Below are 18,404 nucleotides of genomic sequence, written 5' to 3' on the forward strand. Positions count from 1 at the left end.
GAGACTGACCACCGCATGGCCACTCACGACCGCGGGCCGCTGCCCCTGACCCCGCCGCAGAACGGCGTCTGGTTCGCGCAGCAGCTCGACCCCACCCGCCTCGACTACACCATCGCCGAGTACCTGGAGATCCGCGGGGCGGTGGATCCGGAGCTGCTCGCCGAGGCGGTGCGCACGACGGTGGCGGGAACCGAGACGCTGTGCGTCCGCTTCGCCGAGGTGGACGGAGTGGTGTGCCAGATACCCGCCGGTCCGCCGCCGCTGCGGATGGAGACGGCCGACGTCAGCGACCACCCGGACCCGGACGCCGAGTCCGATCGGCTGATGCGCGCCGAGCTGGCCCGGCCGACGGACCTGGCGACCGGTGACGTGTGCCGGCACCTCCTCGTGCGGACCGGTCCGGCGACGTACCGCTGGATGCAGGGCTACCACCACCTCGTCGCGGACGGGGTCACCGGTTCGCTCCTCGCCCGGCGGACCGCCGAGGTGTACTCGGCGCTGGTCGCGGGAGAGCCCGTACCGGGCCCCGAGAGCACGCCGTGGGAGCGGATCGTGGCCGGGGAGGAGGAGTACGCCCGCTCCGAACGGTGTGCCGAGGACCGGGCGTTCTGGCGGGGCCGACTGGACGGCGCCCCCGAGCCCGTGTCCTTCACCGGCAGCGTCCCGGCGCCCGCGTCGGGCACCACGGTGCGGGTGAGCGGCGAGCTCGACCCCGCCGATGCCCGCACCCTGCGCAACGCCGCGCGCCGGCACGGCACGCGCTGGTCCGCGCTGGTGATGGCCGCGGCCGCCGCCCACCTGCACCGCGCGGGCGCCACCGACGACGTGCTCCTGGGCCTGCCGGTCACCGGCCGCACCACCCCGGACGCCCGCCGGACACCCGGCATGTTCTCCAAGGTCCTGCCGCTGCGGCTGGCGGTGACCGGGGACACCACGGTCGGCGAACTGCTGCGCAGCACCTCCGCCGGCATCAAGGAGGCCCTGCGCCACCAGCGGTACCGGATCGAGGAGTTCACCGGAACCGGGCCCCGGCTGTGGGACGCCGCCGTCAACCTCATGTCCTTCGACTACGAGCTGTCCTTCGCCGGTGCTCCCGCCTCCGCGCACAACCTCTCCGTCGGCCCGGTGGAGCACGTCTCCCTCAACGTCTACGACCGTGGTGGCGAGAGCCCCCTGACCGTGCAGGCCGAGGGCGACGCCGCCGACGTCGACCCGGAGGAACTCGAAGCGCTGCGCGTGCGGTTCACCCGCTTCCTGGTCGCGCTCGCCACGGCCGACGACGCGGCCCCGGTCGGCTCGCTGCCCTTCCTGACCGCCGAGGACGAGGAGCGCCTCGCCGTCTTCGCCGAGGGCGGCGTCGACCCGGCGCCCGCGGACGGGCGGCTGCACGCGCTCTTCGAAGCGGAGGCGGCGCGCACCCCCGGGAAGGTCGCCGTGATCTGCGCCGGCCGAGAAGTGACCTACGGTCAACTCGACGCCTGGTCCGAGGACATCGCGGGCCGGCTGGGGCCGGCCGTGGATCCGGGCACGCCGGTCGGCGTGTGCGTGGAGCGCTCGCCCGCGATGGTCGCCGCGCTGCTCGGCGTCCTGAAGGCGGGCGGCTGCTACGTGCCGCTCGACCCCGGCCTCCCGCCGGAGCGCATCGCCTACATCGTGCGCGACGCGGGGCTGCGCACGGTCGTCGCCGGGCCCGGCAGCCTCGACCGGCTGCCGCACGACCTCCCGTCGGTGGTCGACCCGGGAGCGGTGAGCGACCGGATCCACGGCGACCGGGCGGGCGCGGCAGTGCCGGTGGCGTCCGCCGCGTACCTGCTGTACACCTCGGGCAGTACGGGCGAGCCGAAGGGCGTCGTCGTCCCGCACGCGGCGGCGGTCGACTTCGTCCACGGCCACCTCGCCCTGTGCGGCGCGGGCGACGGTCACGGGTCCAACGGCACCGAGCGGTTCCTCGGCTTCGCCTCGCTGTCCTTCGACGTGTCCGTCCTGGACGTCTTCGGCGCGCTGCTCAGCGGTTCCACCCTGGTCCTCGCCACCGACGCCGAACGGGTCGATGTCGACCGTCTCCAGGCCCTGCTCGCCGAACACGCCGTGACCGTCGCCGACCTGCCGCCGGCGCTCCTGCCGCTGCTGGACCCGGCCGCCCTGCCCGCACTGCGGTTCCTGTCCACGGGCGGCGAGGCCCCGTCGGGGGACGCCGTCGACCGCTGGGCGGTGGACGGCCGCGAGGTCTGGAACGCGTACGGGCCCACCGAGGCCGCCGTCTCCGTCACGATGCACCGGGTGGTTCCGCCCTCGCACGGCCGGATCCCGCCGATCGGGCGGCCGATGGCCAACCACCGTGCGTACGTGGTCGACCGGGCGCTGCGGCTGCTGCCGCCGGGAGCGACCGGTGAGCTGTGCGTGGCCGGTGCCGGTCTGGCCCGGGGGTACGCGGGGCGCGCCGCCATGACGGCCGACCGCTTCGTGCCCGACCCCTTCTCCGGCGTTCCCGGTGCGCGGATGTACCGGACGGGCGACCTCGTGCGCTGGTCGGCGCGGGGCGAACTGGAGTTCCTCGGACGGGTGGACCGACAGGTCAAGATCAACGGGCACCGGATCGAACTGGGCGAGATCGAGGCGGTGCTCGGCCGGCAGCCCTCGGTGGGGCAGGCCGCGGTCGTGGTGCACGCCCCAGCGGGCGGGGCCCGGCGGCTCGTCGCCTTCGTGGCGCCGCCGGGCGACGGCGGCCCGGCTCCCGAACCGGAGCTGCTGGCTGCGGAGTTGGGCCGGCTCCTGCCGGGCTACATGGTGCCCCGCACCTTCGTGGCGGTGGACCGGTTGCCCCTCACCCCGAGCGGCAAGGTGGACCGCGCGCGGTTGCACGTACCCGAGGCCGCGGATCGTCCGGAGCGCCCCGCGCGTGCGTACGGGGCCACGGAGCTGGCCCTCGCGGCGCTGTTCTCCGAGGCCCTCTCCACCGCCGCCACTCCCGACGACAACTTCTTCGAGCTCGGCGGCGACAGCATCGCCGCCCTGAGCCTGACCAGCCGGGCCCGGGCGCGGGGCTTCTCCTTCACCCTGCGCGAGGTGTTCGCGCACAAGACGGCGGCCGCCCTCGCCGCGGCCGTCGGCGAGCCGGGCCAGGGTTCCTCCCGGGCCGCCGGTCCGGCGGTCCCGGAGCACGGTCCGCTCCCCGCGACCCCGGTCATGCGCTGGCTCCTCGACGGGCCGGGCCCGATCGGGCGCTTCAGCCAGTCCATGGTGCTGGCCCTGCCCGAGGGTGCGGACGACGCCACGCTCGTACGGGTCCTGCAGTCGGTGGTGGACCGGCACGGGGCGTTGCGCCTGGGCGTGACCGCCGGACCCGAGGGCCCGCTGTGCACGGTCGGCGAGCCCGGTTCGGTCGACGCGTCCCTGCTCTACCGCACCGTCGGTGTGGCGGGGTCGGACGAGTCGGCCCGCACCGCGATCGTGGCGGAGGCGGCGCGGGAGGCGGCCGGGCAACTGGACCCCGCGGCCTCGGTGATGCTGAGGGCGGTGCGCTTCGATGCCGGTGGGGCGTCGCCGGACCGGCTGCTGCTGTGCGTGCACCACCTGGCCGTGGACGGGGTGTCCTGGCGGATCCTGACGGCGGACCTGGCCGCGGCCTGGGAGGCCGCCGTCGCCGGGCGTCCGCTGCCGGCCGCGGACGGGGAGGTCTCGTTCCGTGCGTGGGCCCACCACCTGGCGCTCCAGGCGCGTTCCCCGGAGGTGCTCGCCGAGCTCCCCTTCTGGCGCTCGACGCTGGAGACCCCGGGGGCGGGACCGGACCCGCGGGAGCCGTGGCACCGGGTCCCCGACCCGGCGCGGGACACCGCGGGCACCACCCGAACCCTGACGCTCGACCTGCCCGCCGAGGTCGCCGGCCCGCTGCTGGCCAAGGTGCCCGGCGCGCTGCGCACCGGTCCGGCCGAGGTGCTGCTCGCGGGGCTGGTCCTCGCGGGCCACCGCCTGCGCTCCCCCGGTACCGCTCCGGGGTCGCTGCTGGTCGACCTGGAGGGCCACGGCCGCGTCGACCGCACCGGCCGCCACGACCTGGCGCGCACGGTCGGCTGGTTCACCACCCAGTACCCGGTCCGGTTCGACCTGGACGGCCTCGACCTGGACGCGGCGGCCCGGGGCGGCGACGCCCTCGCCGAGCTGGTCGCGCGGATCCACGCGGCGGTCGCCTCCGTACCGGACCACGGCACGGGCTTCGGTCTGCTGAGCCGGCTCGATCCGCAGAGCGCCGCGCAGCTGTCCGGACTCCCGCGCCCCCGGGTCCTGTTCAACTACCTGGGCCGGTTCTCCGGCGGGGACGGGGCGCCCTGGAGCCCCGCCCCCGAGGCGGGCGGGCTGCGGGCCGACGTGGATCCGGCGATGCCCGTCGAACACGCCCTGCAGATCGACGCCATGGCCGTGGACGGCACCGACGGCCCCTCCTTCACGGCGGTGGTCACCCATCCGCAGGCGCTGCTGACCGACGCCGAGGCGGACGCCCTGGTGGCGGCCTGGGACGAGGCCCTGCGCCTGCTGGCCGGCTGGACGGGCGCCCCCCGACCGCGCCGCCTCACCCCCCGCGACCTGCCGTTGGTGCGGCTGACGCAGCCGGAGACGGACGCGTTGGCCGCGCGCTACCCGGGGCTCGCGGACGTACTGCCGCTCTCGCCGCTCCAAGAGGGCCTGTTCTTCCACTCCGCCTTCGACACGGGCGCGATGGACGCCTACACCGGCCAGATCGTCCTCACCCTGGACGGCGCCCTGGCCGAGGACGCCCTGCGGACGGCCTGTGACCGGCTGCTGCGCCGCCACACCGCGCTGCGCTCCGGCTTCACCGACCAGGGTCTGGACCGGCCGGTGCAGATCGTCGTCGGGTCCGCCGGAGCGCCGTGGGAGGCCGTGGACCTCGGCGGGCTCGCCTCCGCGGACCGGCAGCGGGAGTGGGAGCGGCTGCTCGCGGCCGACCGGGCGCGCCGCTTCGACCTGGAGCGGCCGCCGCTGGTGCGCTTCACCCTGGTCCGGTTCGGCGCGGACGAGCACCGGCTGGTCATGACGAACCACCACATCGTCTGGGACGGCTGGTCCTCGGCGGTGCTGCTGCGCGACCTGCTCACCGGATACGCCGAACACGCCGGGTCCCACGGGCCCGGGGTCTTCGACGCCGTCGTGGAAGGGGTCCCGTACCGCTCGCACCTGGACTGGCTGGCCCGCCAGGACGACGGCGCCGCGGAGGCTGCGTGGAGCGCCGCGCTCGCCGGGCTGGCGGAGCCGACCCTGCTGGGCGCGGCCGACCCGAACCGGATCGACGCGCTCCCCGAGCGGGCCCCGGTCGAGCTGTCGGCGGAGCTCACGGCGCGGCTCACCGCGCGGGCCCGTACCGCGGGCGTGACCCTCAACAGCGTCGTCCAGGGCGTCTGGGCGGTCCTGCTGGGCCGGGTGACCGGGCGGGACGACGTCGTGTTCGGCGGGACCGTCTCGGGGCGGACCGCGGACGTCGCGGGCATCGAGGACATGGTCGGCCTGCTGATCAACACCCTGCCCGTGCGGTTCCGGATCCGGGAGGACGAGCCGCTGCTGGCCGCGCTCGCCCGGTTCCAGGACGAACAGGCGGAGCTGATGGACCACCAGCACGTCGGGCTCGCCGGCATCCAGCGGGCGGCGGGGCTGGGCGCCCTCTTCGACACCACGGTCGTCGTCGAGAACTATCCGCTCGACCTGGAGTCGATGCGGGACCTGGCCGGCGGTCCGCGACTGACCGGGGTGGAGGGCTCGGACGCCACCCACTACACCGTCAACCTCATCGTGCTGCCCGGGGAGCGGCTGCGGCTCCACCTCGACCACCGCACGGACGTCCTCGACGCACGGACGGCGCGCAGCCTGGGCGAGGCGCTGGAGCGGCTGCTGACGACCGTCGCCGACGCCCCTTCCACCCCGGTCGGGGAAGTGGACCTGCTCTCCGCGGAGCAGCACCGGCTGATCCGGGAGTGGAACGGCACGGCCGTGCCCGTCCCCGACACCACGCTGGTGGAGCTGTTCGAACAGCAGGTGGCCCGGACGCCCGGCGCCCCGGCGACCGTCTTCCGCGGCGAGCGCCTGTCGTACGCCGAACTCGACGCCCGCGCCGAGCTGCTGGCCGGTCAGCTGTGCGCCCGGGGCGCCGGTCCGGAGCGGATCGTCGCGGTGGCCCTGCACCGCTCCACCGAGATGGTGGTCTCGCTGCTGGCCGTGCTGAAGTCGGGCGCCGCCTACCTTCCGGTGGACCCCTCGCTGCCGGCGGACCGGATCGCGTACCTGCTGTCGGACGCCGAGCCCGTCCTGCTGCTCGCGGACGACGCGGTGGCGGCGGCGCTGCCGGCCGCGGCAGACCTGCCCCGGCTGGATCCGGGGGCCGTCCCCGACGGGACCACCGGCGCCGTGCGCCGAGCCCCCCTGCCCGCGCACCCCGCGTACGTGATCTACACGTCCGGGTCGACGGGACGGCCCAAGGCCGTCGTCGTGGAGCACTCGGCCATCGTCAACCGGCTGCTGTGGATGCAGGACCGGTACCGGCTGGGCGCGGACGACCGGGTGCTCCAGAAGACCCCGTTCGGCTTCGACGTCTCGGTGTGGGAGTTCTTCTGGCCGCTGCTGACCGGCGCGGCCCTGGTGGTCGCCGAGCCCGGCGGGCACAAGGACCCCGCCTACCTCAGCAGGGTGATCCAGGAGGAGGCGGTCACCACCGTCCACTTCGTCCCGTCCATGCTGGCGGCGTTCGTCGAGGATCCGCAGGCGGGCGGCTGCGCTTCGCTGCGCCGGGTCGTGTGCAGTGGCGAGGCCCTGCCGGAGGAGCTGAAGAACCGCTTCCTCGACGTGCTCGACGTGCCCCTGCACAACCTGTACGGGCCCACCGAGGCGGCCGTGGACGTCACGCACTGGGACTGCCGCCGCGAGGACGTCGGGCCCGTGCCGATCGGCCGCCCGATCTGGAACACCTCGCTGTACGTGCTCGACCCGCAGGGGCGTCCCGTCCCGGTGGGGGTCGCGGGCGAACTGTTCCTGGCGGGTGCGGGCCTCGCCCGCGGGTACCTGCGCCGCCCGGCGCTGACCGCGCAGCGGTTCCCGCTGGACCCGTTCGGCCCGCCGGGCTCGCGCATGTACCGCACCGGTGACCTGGCCCGCCACCGGGCCGACGGCTCGGTGGAGTACCTGGGCCGCACCGACGACCAGGTGAAGATCCACGGCTTCCGGATCGAACTCGGCGAGATCGAAACGGCGCTGGGCCGCCTCCCCGGTGTCGGGCGGGCCGCCGTCGTGGTCCGCGAGGACGCCCCGGGCGAGCGCAGGCTCGTCGGGTACGTCGTCCCGGAAGCCGGGACGGACCCTGCTCCGGCCCCGGACCCCGAGTCGATGCGCGCCGAACTGGCCGGCTCCCTGCCGGAGTACATGGTTCCGGTGCTGGTGGTCGTGGACGGGCTGCCCGTCACGGCGAACGGCAAGCTCGACCGCCGGGCGCTGCCGGCACCCGCCGCCGCGGCCGCCGCCACCGGGTACGAGCCGCCCGCCGGGGAGACCGAGGAACTGGTCGCCATGGTGTGGGCCTCCGTACTGGACGCGCCGCGGATCGGCCGCCACGACGACTTCTTCGCCCTCGGGGGGCACTCGCTGAGCGCCACCCGGGTGGCGGCCCGGCTGCGCCAGTCCCTCGGCCTGGACCTGCCCCTGCACACCCTCTTCGAACAGCGGACCGTCGCCGCCCTCGCCATCGCCGTCGAGACGGTGCTGCTGGCCGAACTGGAGGCCGAACCGGCCCCGTTCGCCGCCACCGCCGACGCCGTTCCTTCACTCGTACTTCAGGGAGAGACCTCGTGACCACCCAGGAGAGCCTGCCGGCCGCCGGCACGGACAGCCGCCTGGCCGCTGCCCGAGAACTGCTGCGCCGCCGGGTGCGCGCCGCGCTGGACGACTCGGCGGCCGGTGCGGCCGCCGCGACGGCCCCGACCCCCACCGCCGGCCCCGACGGCCCGGGCGCCGAGCCCGTCGCCTCGTTCGCCCAGGAGCGGATGTGGTTGGTGGACCGGATGATGGACGGCACTCCCGGCTACGCGATCCCCGAGGTCGTGCGGCTGCGCGGCCCCGTCCGCCCCGACCTGCTGCGCCGGAGCCTGACGGCCGTCGTGGCCCGCCACGCACCGCTGCGCACCGTCTTCGAGGAGCGCGACGGCGCCCCGCACCCGGTGGTCCTGCCCGCGCCGGCGGCCGTCCCGCTGCCGGTGCTGGACCTGGGCAGCGCCCCCCTGGCCGAACTGGAGGAGCGGGCCCACGCCCTGGCCCGGGAGGAGGTCCGCAGACCCTTCGACCTCGCGACGGGCCCGCTGCTGCGCGCCCTGCTGATCCGGCTGGGCGCCGAGGACCACCTGCTGGTGCTGGTGGTCCACCACATCGCCACCGACGGCTGGTCCATGGGCCTGCTCTGGCAGGAGTTCTCCGCGGGCTACGCGGCCCTGCTCGCGGAGCGGCCGCTCCCGCAGGAGCCGCTCCCCCTCGACTACCAGTCGTACGCCCGTACCCAGCGCGACCGCTTCGCGAGCGGCGCGATGAACGGGCAGCTGCGCTGGTGGGAGGAGCGCCTCGCCGGGCTGGAACCCCTCGAGCTGCCCGCGGACCGGCCCCGGCCCACCCGCCGCAGCGGCGACGGCGCGAGCCTGGACTTCGCCCTCGACGCGCCGCTCACCGCACGACTGCGCGGGATCGCCGAAAGCTCCGGCGCCACCCTCTTCATGACCCTGCTGGCCGGCTTCCAGGCGGCCCTGGCCCGCTACGCCGGCCGCACCGACATCGCCGTCGGCACTCCGGTGGCCGGGCGCGACCGGGTGGAACTGGAGCCCCTCGTCGGGTTCTTCGTCAACACCGTGGTGCTGCGCGCCGACCTGTCGGGCGACGCCGGGTTCCGCGAGCTGCTCGGTCGGGTCCGCCGGGCGACGGTGGACGCGTACGACCACCAGGAGGTGCCCTTCGACCGGCTGGTGGAGCACCTGAGCCCCGAGCGCGTCGGTGACCGCAACCCGCTCGTGCAGGTGATGTTCGCGTCGGCCCCGGACGAGACGGCCGGGCTGCGGCTGCCGGGCCTGGACGCGCAGGCCGTGCGGACCGACTTCGGCGGATCGCTCTTCGACCTGAGCGTCTTCGTCTCCGAGGGCGCCGACACCTGCTCCGGCTCGCTCGTCTTCGACACCGACCTGTTCGACCGGGCCACGGCCGAACTCGTCCTCGGCCACTACCTGGAGCTGCTTGCCTCCGCCGCCGAGGAGCCCGACCGCCCCGTGGCCGAGCTGCTGCCCTCCGCCCCGACCGCGGCCCGGCTCGTGGCCGAGGGCCACGGCGCGGTCCGCCCGGACCTCGCCCCGGCCACCCTGGTGGAGCTGTTCGCCGAGCAGGTCCGGCGCACCCCCCGCGCCGACGCCGTGGTCTGCGGCACGGGCCGCCTCACCTTCGCCGAACTCGACTCCCGCTCCGACCTGCTGGCGGCCCGGCTGACCGCCGCCGGGGTGGGGCGCGAGACCCCCGTGGCCCTGCTCATGGAGCGCTCGGTCCACCTTCCGGTGGCGATCCTGGCCGTCCTGAAGGCCGGCGGGGTCTACGTCCCGCTCGGCGAGGGGTTCCCCGTCGCCCGACTGCACTGGATGCTGGAGCGGACCGGCGCCCGCCTGCTGCTCGCCGATCCGGCGACGTCCGGCCACGAGGCGGTCCGCACCTCGCCCGTGCCGGTGCTCGACGCGAGCGCCCCGGCCGACGGGATCCGGGCCGTCGCGCCGGGCTCGTACCCGGCCTGCTCGCCGGACCAGCTGGCGTACGTGATGTACACCTCCGGTTCCACGGGAGAGCCGAAGGGCATCGGCGTCACGCACGCCAACGTCGCGGCGCTCGCCCGCGACACCGCCTTCGGCGCCGCGCACCGGCGGGTGCTGGCCCACTCCCCGCTGTCGTTCGACGCCTCGACGTACGAACTGTGGGTGCCCTTGCTGTCCGGCGGACAGGTGGTCATGGCGCCGCCCGGCCGGGTGGACACCGCGGCCCTGGCCGCGCTGGTGGAGGAGCACCGGATCACCTCGATGTTCCTCACGGCCGCCCTGTTCAACCTGGTGGTCGAGGAATGCGTGGAGCTCCTGACGCAGGTGCGGGAGGTGTGGACGGGCGGCGAGGCCGCCTCCCCGCACTCCTTCGCCCGGGCCCTGGAGCAGGCTCCGGACACCCTCCTGGTCAACGTCTACGGGCCCACCGAGACGACCACCTTCGCCACGGGCCACCGGCTGGACCCCCGCGCCGGTGCCGTCGTGGACGGCCGGATCCCCATCGGCACCGCCCTGGACGACACCCGCCTGTACGTCCTGGACGAGCGCGGCCGCCCGGTGCCGCAGGGCGCCGTCGGCGAGCTGTGCATCGGCGGCACCGGCGTGGCCCGCGGCTACCTGGGCCGGCCCGGCCTGACCGCGCGGCAGTTCACCCCGGACCCGTACGGCGCCCCGGGCGCCCGGATGTACCGGACGGGCGACCTCGCCCGGCGGCGCCCCGACGGCACCGTCGACTACCTGGGCCGCGGCGACCAGCAGGTCAAGATCCGCGGCCACCGGATCGAGCCGGGCGAGATCGAGGCCGAGCTGGCCCGCTGCCCGCAGGTCGGGCACGCCGCGGTGGTGGTCCGCGAGGACACCCCCGGCGAGCAGCGCCTCGTCGCCTACGTGGTGCCCTCGGAGGGGCAGCAGGCCGAGCCGACCGAGCTGCACCGGGCCCTCGCCGCACGGCTGCCCGCGTACATGCTCCCCTCGGCGATCGTGCCGCTCGCGGCCCTGCCGGTGACCCCGAACGGCAAGCTGGACCGGCGCGCGCTGCCCGCGCCCCCCGAAGAGGGGGTGCGCCGGGCCGAGTTCGCCGCACCGGTCACGGGGACCGAGGAACTGGCCGCGGCCGTATGGGGCGAGGTGCTGGGCACCGCGCGGATCGGCCGCCACGACGACTTCTTCGCGCTCGGCGGCCACTCCCTGCGGGCCACCCGCGCCGTGTCGCGGCTCGGCGCCCGGCTGGGCACCGGCGTGCCGCTGCGGCTGCTGTTCGAGCACCCGACGCTGGAGCGGTTCGCATCGGCACTGGACGCCCTGCGCGGGGACGGTCCCGGCACGGCCGCGGCCGCCGTCACCGCGATCGGCGCCCGGCCCGCCGGGGAGCCCGCGCCGCTGTCGTTCGCACAGCAGCGGCTGTGGTTCCTGGACCAGCTCCAGCCCGGCCGGCCCGACTACAACATCCCCGTCGCGACCCGGCTGCGCGGCCCGCTCGACGCCGACGCGCTGGCCGCCGCGCTGTGCGCGGTGGTGACCCGGCACGAGGTGCTGCGCTCGCGCATCACCGAGGGCCCGCGGGGCCCCGTACAGACCGTGGAGGCGCCGGAAGTCTTCGTGCCCGTCCGCACCGACCTGGGGGACCTGCCCCGCGAGGAGGCCCGCTCGCGGGCGCTGGGCCTCGCCCACGCGGACGCCGCCGCCCCCTTCGACCTGGGCTCCGCTCCCCTGCTGCGGGCCCGCGTGGTGCGGGTCGCGGACGACGAGCACCTCCTCGTCCTGGTCCTGCACCACACCGTCGGCGACGGTTGGTCGATGCCGGTGCTGTGGCGGGAGCTGTCCGGGGCCTACGCGGCGCTGCGCCGCGGCGAGCGTCCCGAACTGCCGGAACTGCCGGTCCAGTACGGGGACTTCGCGTACTGGCAGCAGCGCCGGCTGGCGGACGGCGACGCCGACGCCGGCATCGCCCACTGGCGGGCGGCCCTCGGGGGCCTCCCGGTCCTGGAGCTGCCCACCGACCGGCCGCGGCCCCAGGTGCGCTCGGGCGCGGGCGACGCCTTCGTCTTCGAGGTCCCGGCCGAGCTCGCCGAACGGCTCGGCGCTCTGGCCCGGGAGCGCGGCGCCACCCTGTTCATGGTGCTGCTGGCCGGCTTCCAGGCCCTGCTGGCCCGCTACACGGGCCAGGCCGACATCGCGGTGGGCTCGCCCATCGCGGGCCGCGACCGCACCGAACTGGAGCCGCTCGTCGGCTTCTTCGTCAACACCCTCGTGCTGCGCACCGACCTGTCCGGCGACCCGGCCTTCGGCGAACTGCTGGGCCGGGTGCGCCGGACCGCGCTGGCCGCGTACGAGCACCAGGACGTCCCCTTCGACCGGCTGGTGGAGGAGCTGCGGCCGGAGCGCGACCTCAGCCGCAACCCGCTCTTCGACGTCCTGTTCCAGCTGCATCCCGAGCAGCTCGACGCGCTGCCGCTGGAGGGTGTGGAGGTCGAGAGCCTGGACACCTCCAACGGGACGGCCAAGTTCGACCTCAGCCTCGCGATGACCGAGCACCCCGGCGGCATGACCGGCACCGTGCAGTACGCGACGGACCTCTTCGACCGGGACACGGTCGAGCGGTTCGGCGCGCACTACCTGCGGCTGCTGGCCGGTGCGGCCGAGACCCCCGACGCACCGCTGTCCCGGCTGGACGTGCTGTCCCCGCAGGAGCACGCCGCCCTGCTCGGCGAGGAGTCCGCGCCGCGGACGGACCGGCCGGCGGCGCGGACCCTGCACTCCCTGGTGGCGGAACGGGCCCGGCTGCGGCCGGACGCCCCGGCCGTGACCTGCGAAGGCCGCACCACCAGCTACGGCGAGCTCGACGCGGCCGCCAACCGGCTGGCCCACCGCCTGCGGGAGCTCGGGACCGGCCCCGAGACCCGGGTGGCCGTACTGGCCGGGCGCGACCCCCGCATGCTGGTCTGCGTCCTCGCGGTGCTGAAGGCCGGCGGGGCCTACGTGCCCCTCGACGCGGGCCATCCTGCCGAGCGGGTCCGCACGGTCCTCGCCGACAGCGGCGCCCGCCTGGTGCTGACGGCGGGCCTGCCGGACGGGCTGCCCGCGGACCTGACCGGCGACCTACCTGTCCTGGACCTGGACGCCGAGCGGCAGCTGATCGACGCACTGCCCGCGACGGAGCCGGCCGCCCCCGCCACCCCCGCGCACCTCGCCTACCTGCTGTACACCTCCGGATCCACCGGCCGCCCCAAGGGCGTGGCCGTCACCCACGCCGCGATCACCGGCTATCTGGCGGCGCTGGCCTCCACCTTCGACCTCGGCCCCGAGGACGCGGTGCTCGCCCGTACGGCGCTGACCTTCGACCCGTCGGTGCGCGACCTGTTCGCGCCGCTGACCACCGGCGGGCGGATCGTGCTGGCCTCGCAGGACGAGGCCGGTGACCCGGACGCACTGGCCCGGCTGCTGCACGGCGAAGGCGTGACGGCGCTGCTGTCGATCGTCCCGTCGATGCTGGAGCCGCTGGTCGCCGCCGCCTCGGCCATGGACGGGCCGGCGCCGGCGCTGCGGCTGGTGATGACCACCGGTGAGGCGCTGACCGCCGGACTGGCCCGCGCCGCGCACGCCCTGGGCGTGCCCGGCCGGCTGCGGCTGGTCAACCAGTACGGTCCGACGGAGTGCACCAACACCACCACCTACCACGTGGTGACGGACGCCGACATCGAGGCGGGCCGCATCCCCATCGGGCGGCCGCTGCCCGGCGCCCGGGTGCTCGTGCTCGGCGAACACCTCGAACCGCTGCCGCGGGGCGCGATCGGTGAGCTGTTCATCGCCGGGCGCGGGGTGGCCCGCGGCTACCTCGGCGATCCGGCCCGCACCGCCGAGGCCTATCCGCCGGACCCGTACGGGCCGCCCGGCGCGCGCATGTACCGCACCGGTGACCTGGCGCGGCTGCGCTCCGACGGCGTGCTGGAGTTCCACGGCCGCCGCGACAACCAGGTCAAGGTCCGCGGCCACCGGATCGAACTCGGCGAGGTCGAGGCCGCCCTGCTGCGCCACCCCGACGTGGCCCGGGCCGTGGCCGCCGCGCACGGCGAGGGCGCCGACCGGCTGCTCGCCGCGTACGTGGTGTGGCGGGAGGGGAGCGGTGATCCGGCCGCCGTACTGGACTTCGTACGCGCGGCCCTGCCGGCCGCGATGGTGCCCTCCGCGCTGGTGGTGCTGGACGCGCTGCCGCTGACCCCGAACGGGAAGACCGACCGCAGGGCGCTGCCCGCGCCGGAATCCGGTTCGGCCGGCGGGCACCGGGCGCACGTCGCCCCGCGCACGCCGCTGGAGCGGACGGTGACCGAGGTCTGGGAGGAGGTGCTCGGCGAGGGCCCGATCGGGGTCCGCGACCACTTCTTCGAGCGCGGCGGGCACTCCCTGCGCGCCACCCGGGTCATCTCCCGGCTGCGCGCCCTGTTGGAACTGGACGTCCCGATGCAACTGCTCTTCCGCCACCCGGTGGCCGAGGACCTCGCCCGGGCGCTGGCCTCGCTGGGCGCGGCGGGCGCGGCGATCCCCGCACTGCCCGAGGGGCCCGGCCCGCTGTCCTTCGGACAGCAGCGGCTGTGGCTGCTGGACCGGCTCCAGCCGGGCCGGCCCGACTACAACATGCCCGGTGCCGTACGGCTGACGGGGGAACTCGACGCCGACGCGGCGCTGGCGGCCCTGACGGACGTCGTCGCCCGGCACGAGGTGCTGCGCTCGCGGATCGAGGAGACGGGGGAATCCGGGGACTCCGGGGACTCCGGGGAGGTGAGCGGCGAGGGCGCCTTCGCGGCCCGCGTCGTGCCCGGTCCGGCCTCGATGTTCGCCCCGTCCTTCACCGACCTGTCGGAGCTGGGTGCGGCGGCGGCCGGGGAGCGGGCGCTGGAGTTGGCGGCGCACGACGCCGCGCTGCCCTTCGACCTGGCGGCCGCGGGCCCGCTGCGGGCCCGCCTGGTGCGGATCGCGGCGCGGGAGCACCTGCTGGTGATCGTCGCGCATCACATCGCCTTCGACGGCTGGTCGGTGGGGGTGTTCTGGCGGGAGTTCTTCGCCGCCTACCGGGCCCGCACCCTCGAGGGGGCCGAGCCGCTGCCGGAACTCGCCGTCTCCTACCGCGATTTCGCGTCCTGGCAGCGCGACCGGCTGAGCGGTGACGCGCTCGCCGGCACCCTGGACCACTGGCGGGAGCGGCTCGCCGGGCTCGCCCCGCTGGACCTGCCTACCGACCGGCCCCGGCCGGCCGCCCCGTCCGGGCGCGGCGAGCAGTTCCCCTTCGTCCTGCCCGAGCCGCTGCTGCACGGGCTGCGCGAGCTGGGGCGCCGGCACGACGCCACCCTGTTCATGGTGCTGCTGGCCGGCTTCCAGGCCCTGCTGGCCCGCTGGTCGGGCAGCGAGGACGTGGCGGTGGGCTCCCCCATCGCGGGCCGCGACCGCACCGAACTGGAGCCGCTCATCGGCTTCTTCGTCAACAACCTGGTGCTGCGCACCGACCTGTCCGGCGACCCGGCCTTCGGCGAACTGCTGGACCGGGCCCGGGAGACCGCCCTGGGGGCCTACGCCCACCAGGAGGTGCCGTTCGAGCGCCTGGTGGAGGAGGTGCGGCCGGAGCGCGACCTGAGCCGCAACCCGCTCTTCCAGGTGATGCTGGTGCTCGACGAAGAGGGCGCCGCGCCGCCCGCACCGTCCGGGCTGGACGTCGAACCGCTCTCGCTGGCCAGCGGGGCCTCGAAGTTCGACCTCTCGCTGTACTTCGTCGAGGAGGAGGGCGCGCTGCGCGGCGAGGCCGTGTTCGCGACCGACCTCTTCGACCGGGCGACCGTCGAGCGCATGACCTCGGCACTGGCCGAACTGCTCACGGCCGCGGTGGCCGATCCCGCGACGCCGCTCGGCGCACTGCCGCTGATGGGTCCGGCCGAGGAGCGCCGGATCCTGCGTGCGGGCGGCGGGTCCTTCGAGCCGGCCGCCGACCGGCCGCTGCCCGTGCTCGTCGGTGAGCAGGCCTCCCGTACGCCGGAGGTCGTCGCCGTGGACGACGGGGAACGGAGCCTGACGTACGCCGGGTTGTGGGAGGTCTCGGGCCGCCTGGCCCGGGAGCTCGCCCGGCTGGGCGTGGGCCCGGACGCGGCGGTGGCCGTGTGCGCGGAGCGCTCCGTGCTGCTGCCGGCGGCGCTGCTGGGCGTCCTGCGCTCCGGCGGCCTGTACGTGCCCGTCGACCCCGGATATCCGGCCGACCGGATCGGCTACATGCTCGCGGACAGCGGTGCCCGGGTGCTGGTGGTGTCGGGGCCTTCCGGCGCCGCGCAGGCACCGGACGGGGTCGCCGTGGTGGACCTCGACGCCCTGGCCGGGGACGGGAGCGCGCGGGCCGACTTCGCACCCGTGCGGCTGGAGCCGGAGCAGCTGGCGTACGCCCTGTACACCTCGGGCTCGACGGGACGCCCGAAGGGGGTCACCGTCCCGCACCGGGCGCTGGCCAACTTCACCCGGGACATGGTGCGCAGGCTGGAGCTGACGGCCGGTGACACGGTCGCGGCCGTCACCACGGCCTCGTTCGACATCGCCGTGCTGGAGCTGCTGGTCCCGCTCGTGTGCGGGGCCACCGTACGGGTCGTCGACCGGGAGACCGCGCGGGACGGCACCCTCCTCGCGAAGGAGCTGGACTCGGCGCCGGTCACGGTCGTCCAGGCCACTCCGGCCACCTGGCACCAGCTGATGGAGTCCGGCTGGCAGGCGCCCCGCGTACGGGCGCTGTGCGGCGGCGAGGCGCTGCCGTCGGCCCTGGCCGAGCGGATGCGTACGGCGCTGGGCACCGTGTGGAACGTGTACGGGCCGACGGAGACCACCGTCTGGTCCACGGCGCACCGGCTGTCCGGGCCCGTCGGCGACGGGCCGGTGCCGATCGGCTCGGCGCTCGCCAACACCCGGCTGCACGTGCTGGACGCGGGCCTGCGACCGGTGCCGGTCGGCGTGTTCGGCGAGCTGTACATCGGCGGCGACGGGGTGGCCCGCGGCTACCACGGGCGGCCGGCGCTGACCGCGGACCGGTTCGTGCCCGACCCGTACGCGGCGGGCGAACGGCTGTACCGCACCGGTGACCTCGTACGACGGCTCGCGGACGGCTCTCTGGAGTACCGGGGCCGGGCCGACGGCCAGGTGAAGGTGCGCGGCCACCGGATGGAGCTCGGCGAGATCGAGTCCGCGCTCGCCCGCCACCCGAGGGTGCTGGCGGCGGCCGTGGCCGTCCACGGCACGGGGGTGGACGCGGTGCTGGCCGGCTACGTGACCTGGCGGGACGAGGAGGGCGACGTGCGGGAGCTCGGCGACTTCCTGCGCCAGGACCTCCCCGAATACATGGTCCCGGCGGTCCTGACCGCCCTGGAGCGGCTCCCGCTCACCCCGAACGGCAAGCTCGACCGCAAGGCGCTGCCCGCTCCTTCGGCGGACGCGGCGCGCGGCGACGGCGCGGGGCGGATCGCCCCGCGCGACACGACCGAGCTGCGGATGGCGCGGCTGTGGGAGCAGACCCTGGGGACGGCCCCGATCGGGGTGCGCGACGACTTCTTCGCGCTCGGCGGGCACTCGCTCAAGGCCTTCGCCCTGATGGCGGCCGTGCGCCGGGAGTTCGGCGTGGAACTGCCGCTGAACCTGGTGTTCCGCCGGCGCACCGTGGAGCTGCTCTGCGAGGCGCTGCCGGACGCGGGGGCGGCCGCCGCCAGGCTGCTGGTCCCGCTGGCCGACGGGGACCCGTCCCGGCCTCCGCTGGTCCTCGTCCACCCGCGGGGCGGCGACGTCGTCTGCTACCGGGACCTGGTGCGGGACCTCGCCGCCCGTCCCGGGGGCGACCGGCGGATCCTGGGCCTGGAGTCGGTGGGCTACAACACCGGCGAGAGGCCGCTGGAGCGGGTGGCCGAGATGGCCGAGCGCTACCTGGCCGCGCTCCGCGAGGAGCAGCCGCACGGCCCGTACCTGCTGTCCGGCTGGTCGTTCGGCGGGACGGTGGCCTACGAGATGGCGGCCCGGCTGGAGGCCGCCGGTGAGGAGGTCGCCTTCCTCGGCCTGATCGACGCGGCGGCGCCGGGAACGGCTCCCGGGAGCCGTTGCGGTGCGGCCGGCGGGGCGGGCGATCCGGACCTGCTGCGGTACGGCATCGCCGCCGGGATCGACGCCGGCTCGGCGCGCGAACTGGACGAGGAGGAGCTGCTCGACGTCCTGGTGCGCCGGGGCCGCGAGGAGGGCACGCTCCCCCGCACCTCCCCCACCCGGGCCCTGCGCAGACTGCTGCGGGTCGCCGAGGCGAACGGGGCGGCTTCCGCCGCCTACCGCACCGATGCCGTGCTCGCCGTGGACCTGCACCTCTTCACGGTCGACGAGCGCCATCCGGAGCTCGCGACCCCGCTGGTGGACCCGGCGGCGTGGCGGCCGCGCACCGCGGGCGCCGTCGTACGGGCCGCGGTCCCGGGCAACCACCACGATCTGGTGGACCCGCCGCACTGCGCAGAGCTGGCGGAGCTGCTGGCCGCGGCCCTGCCCGCCTGACCTTCCTGACCTTCCTGAAGCGCCGTACCCCGAAGC

General features: G+C 75.9%; 2 protein-coding genes. Both read left to right on the plus strand.

Annotation, left to right across the window (positions count from 1 at the left end; genetic code table 11):
- The first annotated feature begins 15 nt into the window (after positions 1-15).
- Positions 16-7,845, plus strand: coding sequence for a non-ribosomal peptide synthetase (locus tag OG386_RS08800; RefSeq protein WP_328787605.1), 7,830 nt, complete (start codon positions 16-18; stop codon positions 7,843-7,845).
- Complete coding sequence (locus OG386_RS08805) at positions 7,842-18,368, plus strand: non-ribosomal peptide synthetase (protein ID WP_328787606.1); 10,527 nt, start codon at positions 7,842-7,844, stop codon at positions 18,366-18,368. The genes OG386_RS08800 and OG386_RS08805 overlap by 4 nt, the downstream gene beginning before the upstream one ends.
- Positions 18,369-18,404 lie beyond the last annotated feature (36 nt).

This window comes from Streptomyces sp. NBC_00273 (assembly GCF_036178145.1).
In the GTDB taxonomy this organism is placed as follows: Bacteria; Actinomycetota; Actinomycetes; order Streptomycetales; family Streptomycetaceae; genus Streptomyces.

Bases quoted from the DNA above. Each gene is read 5' to 3' on its own strand.
- OG386_RS08800 (WP_328787605.1), top strand. From the start codon at position 16: ATGGCCACTCACGACCGCGGGCCGCTGCCCCTGACCCCGCCGCAGAAC.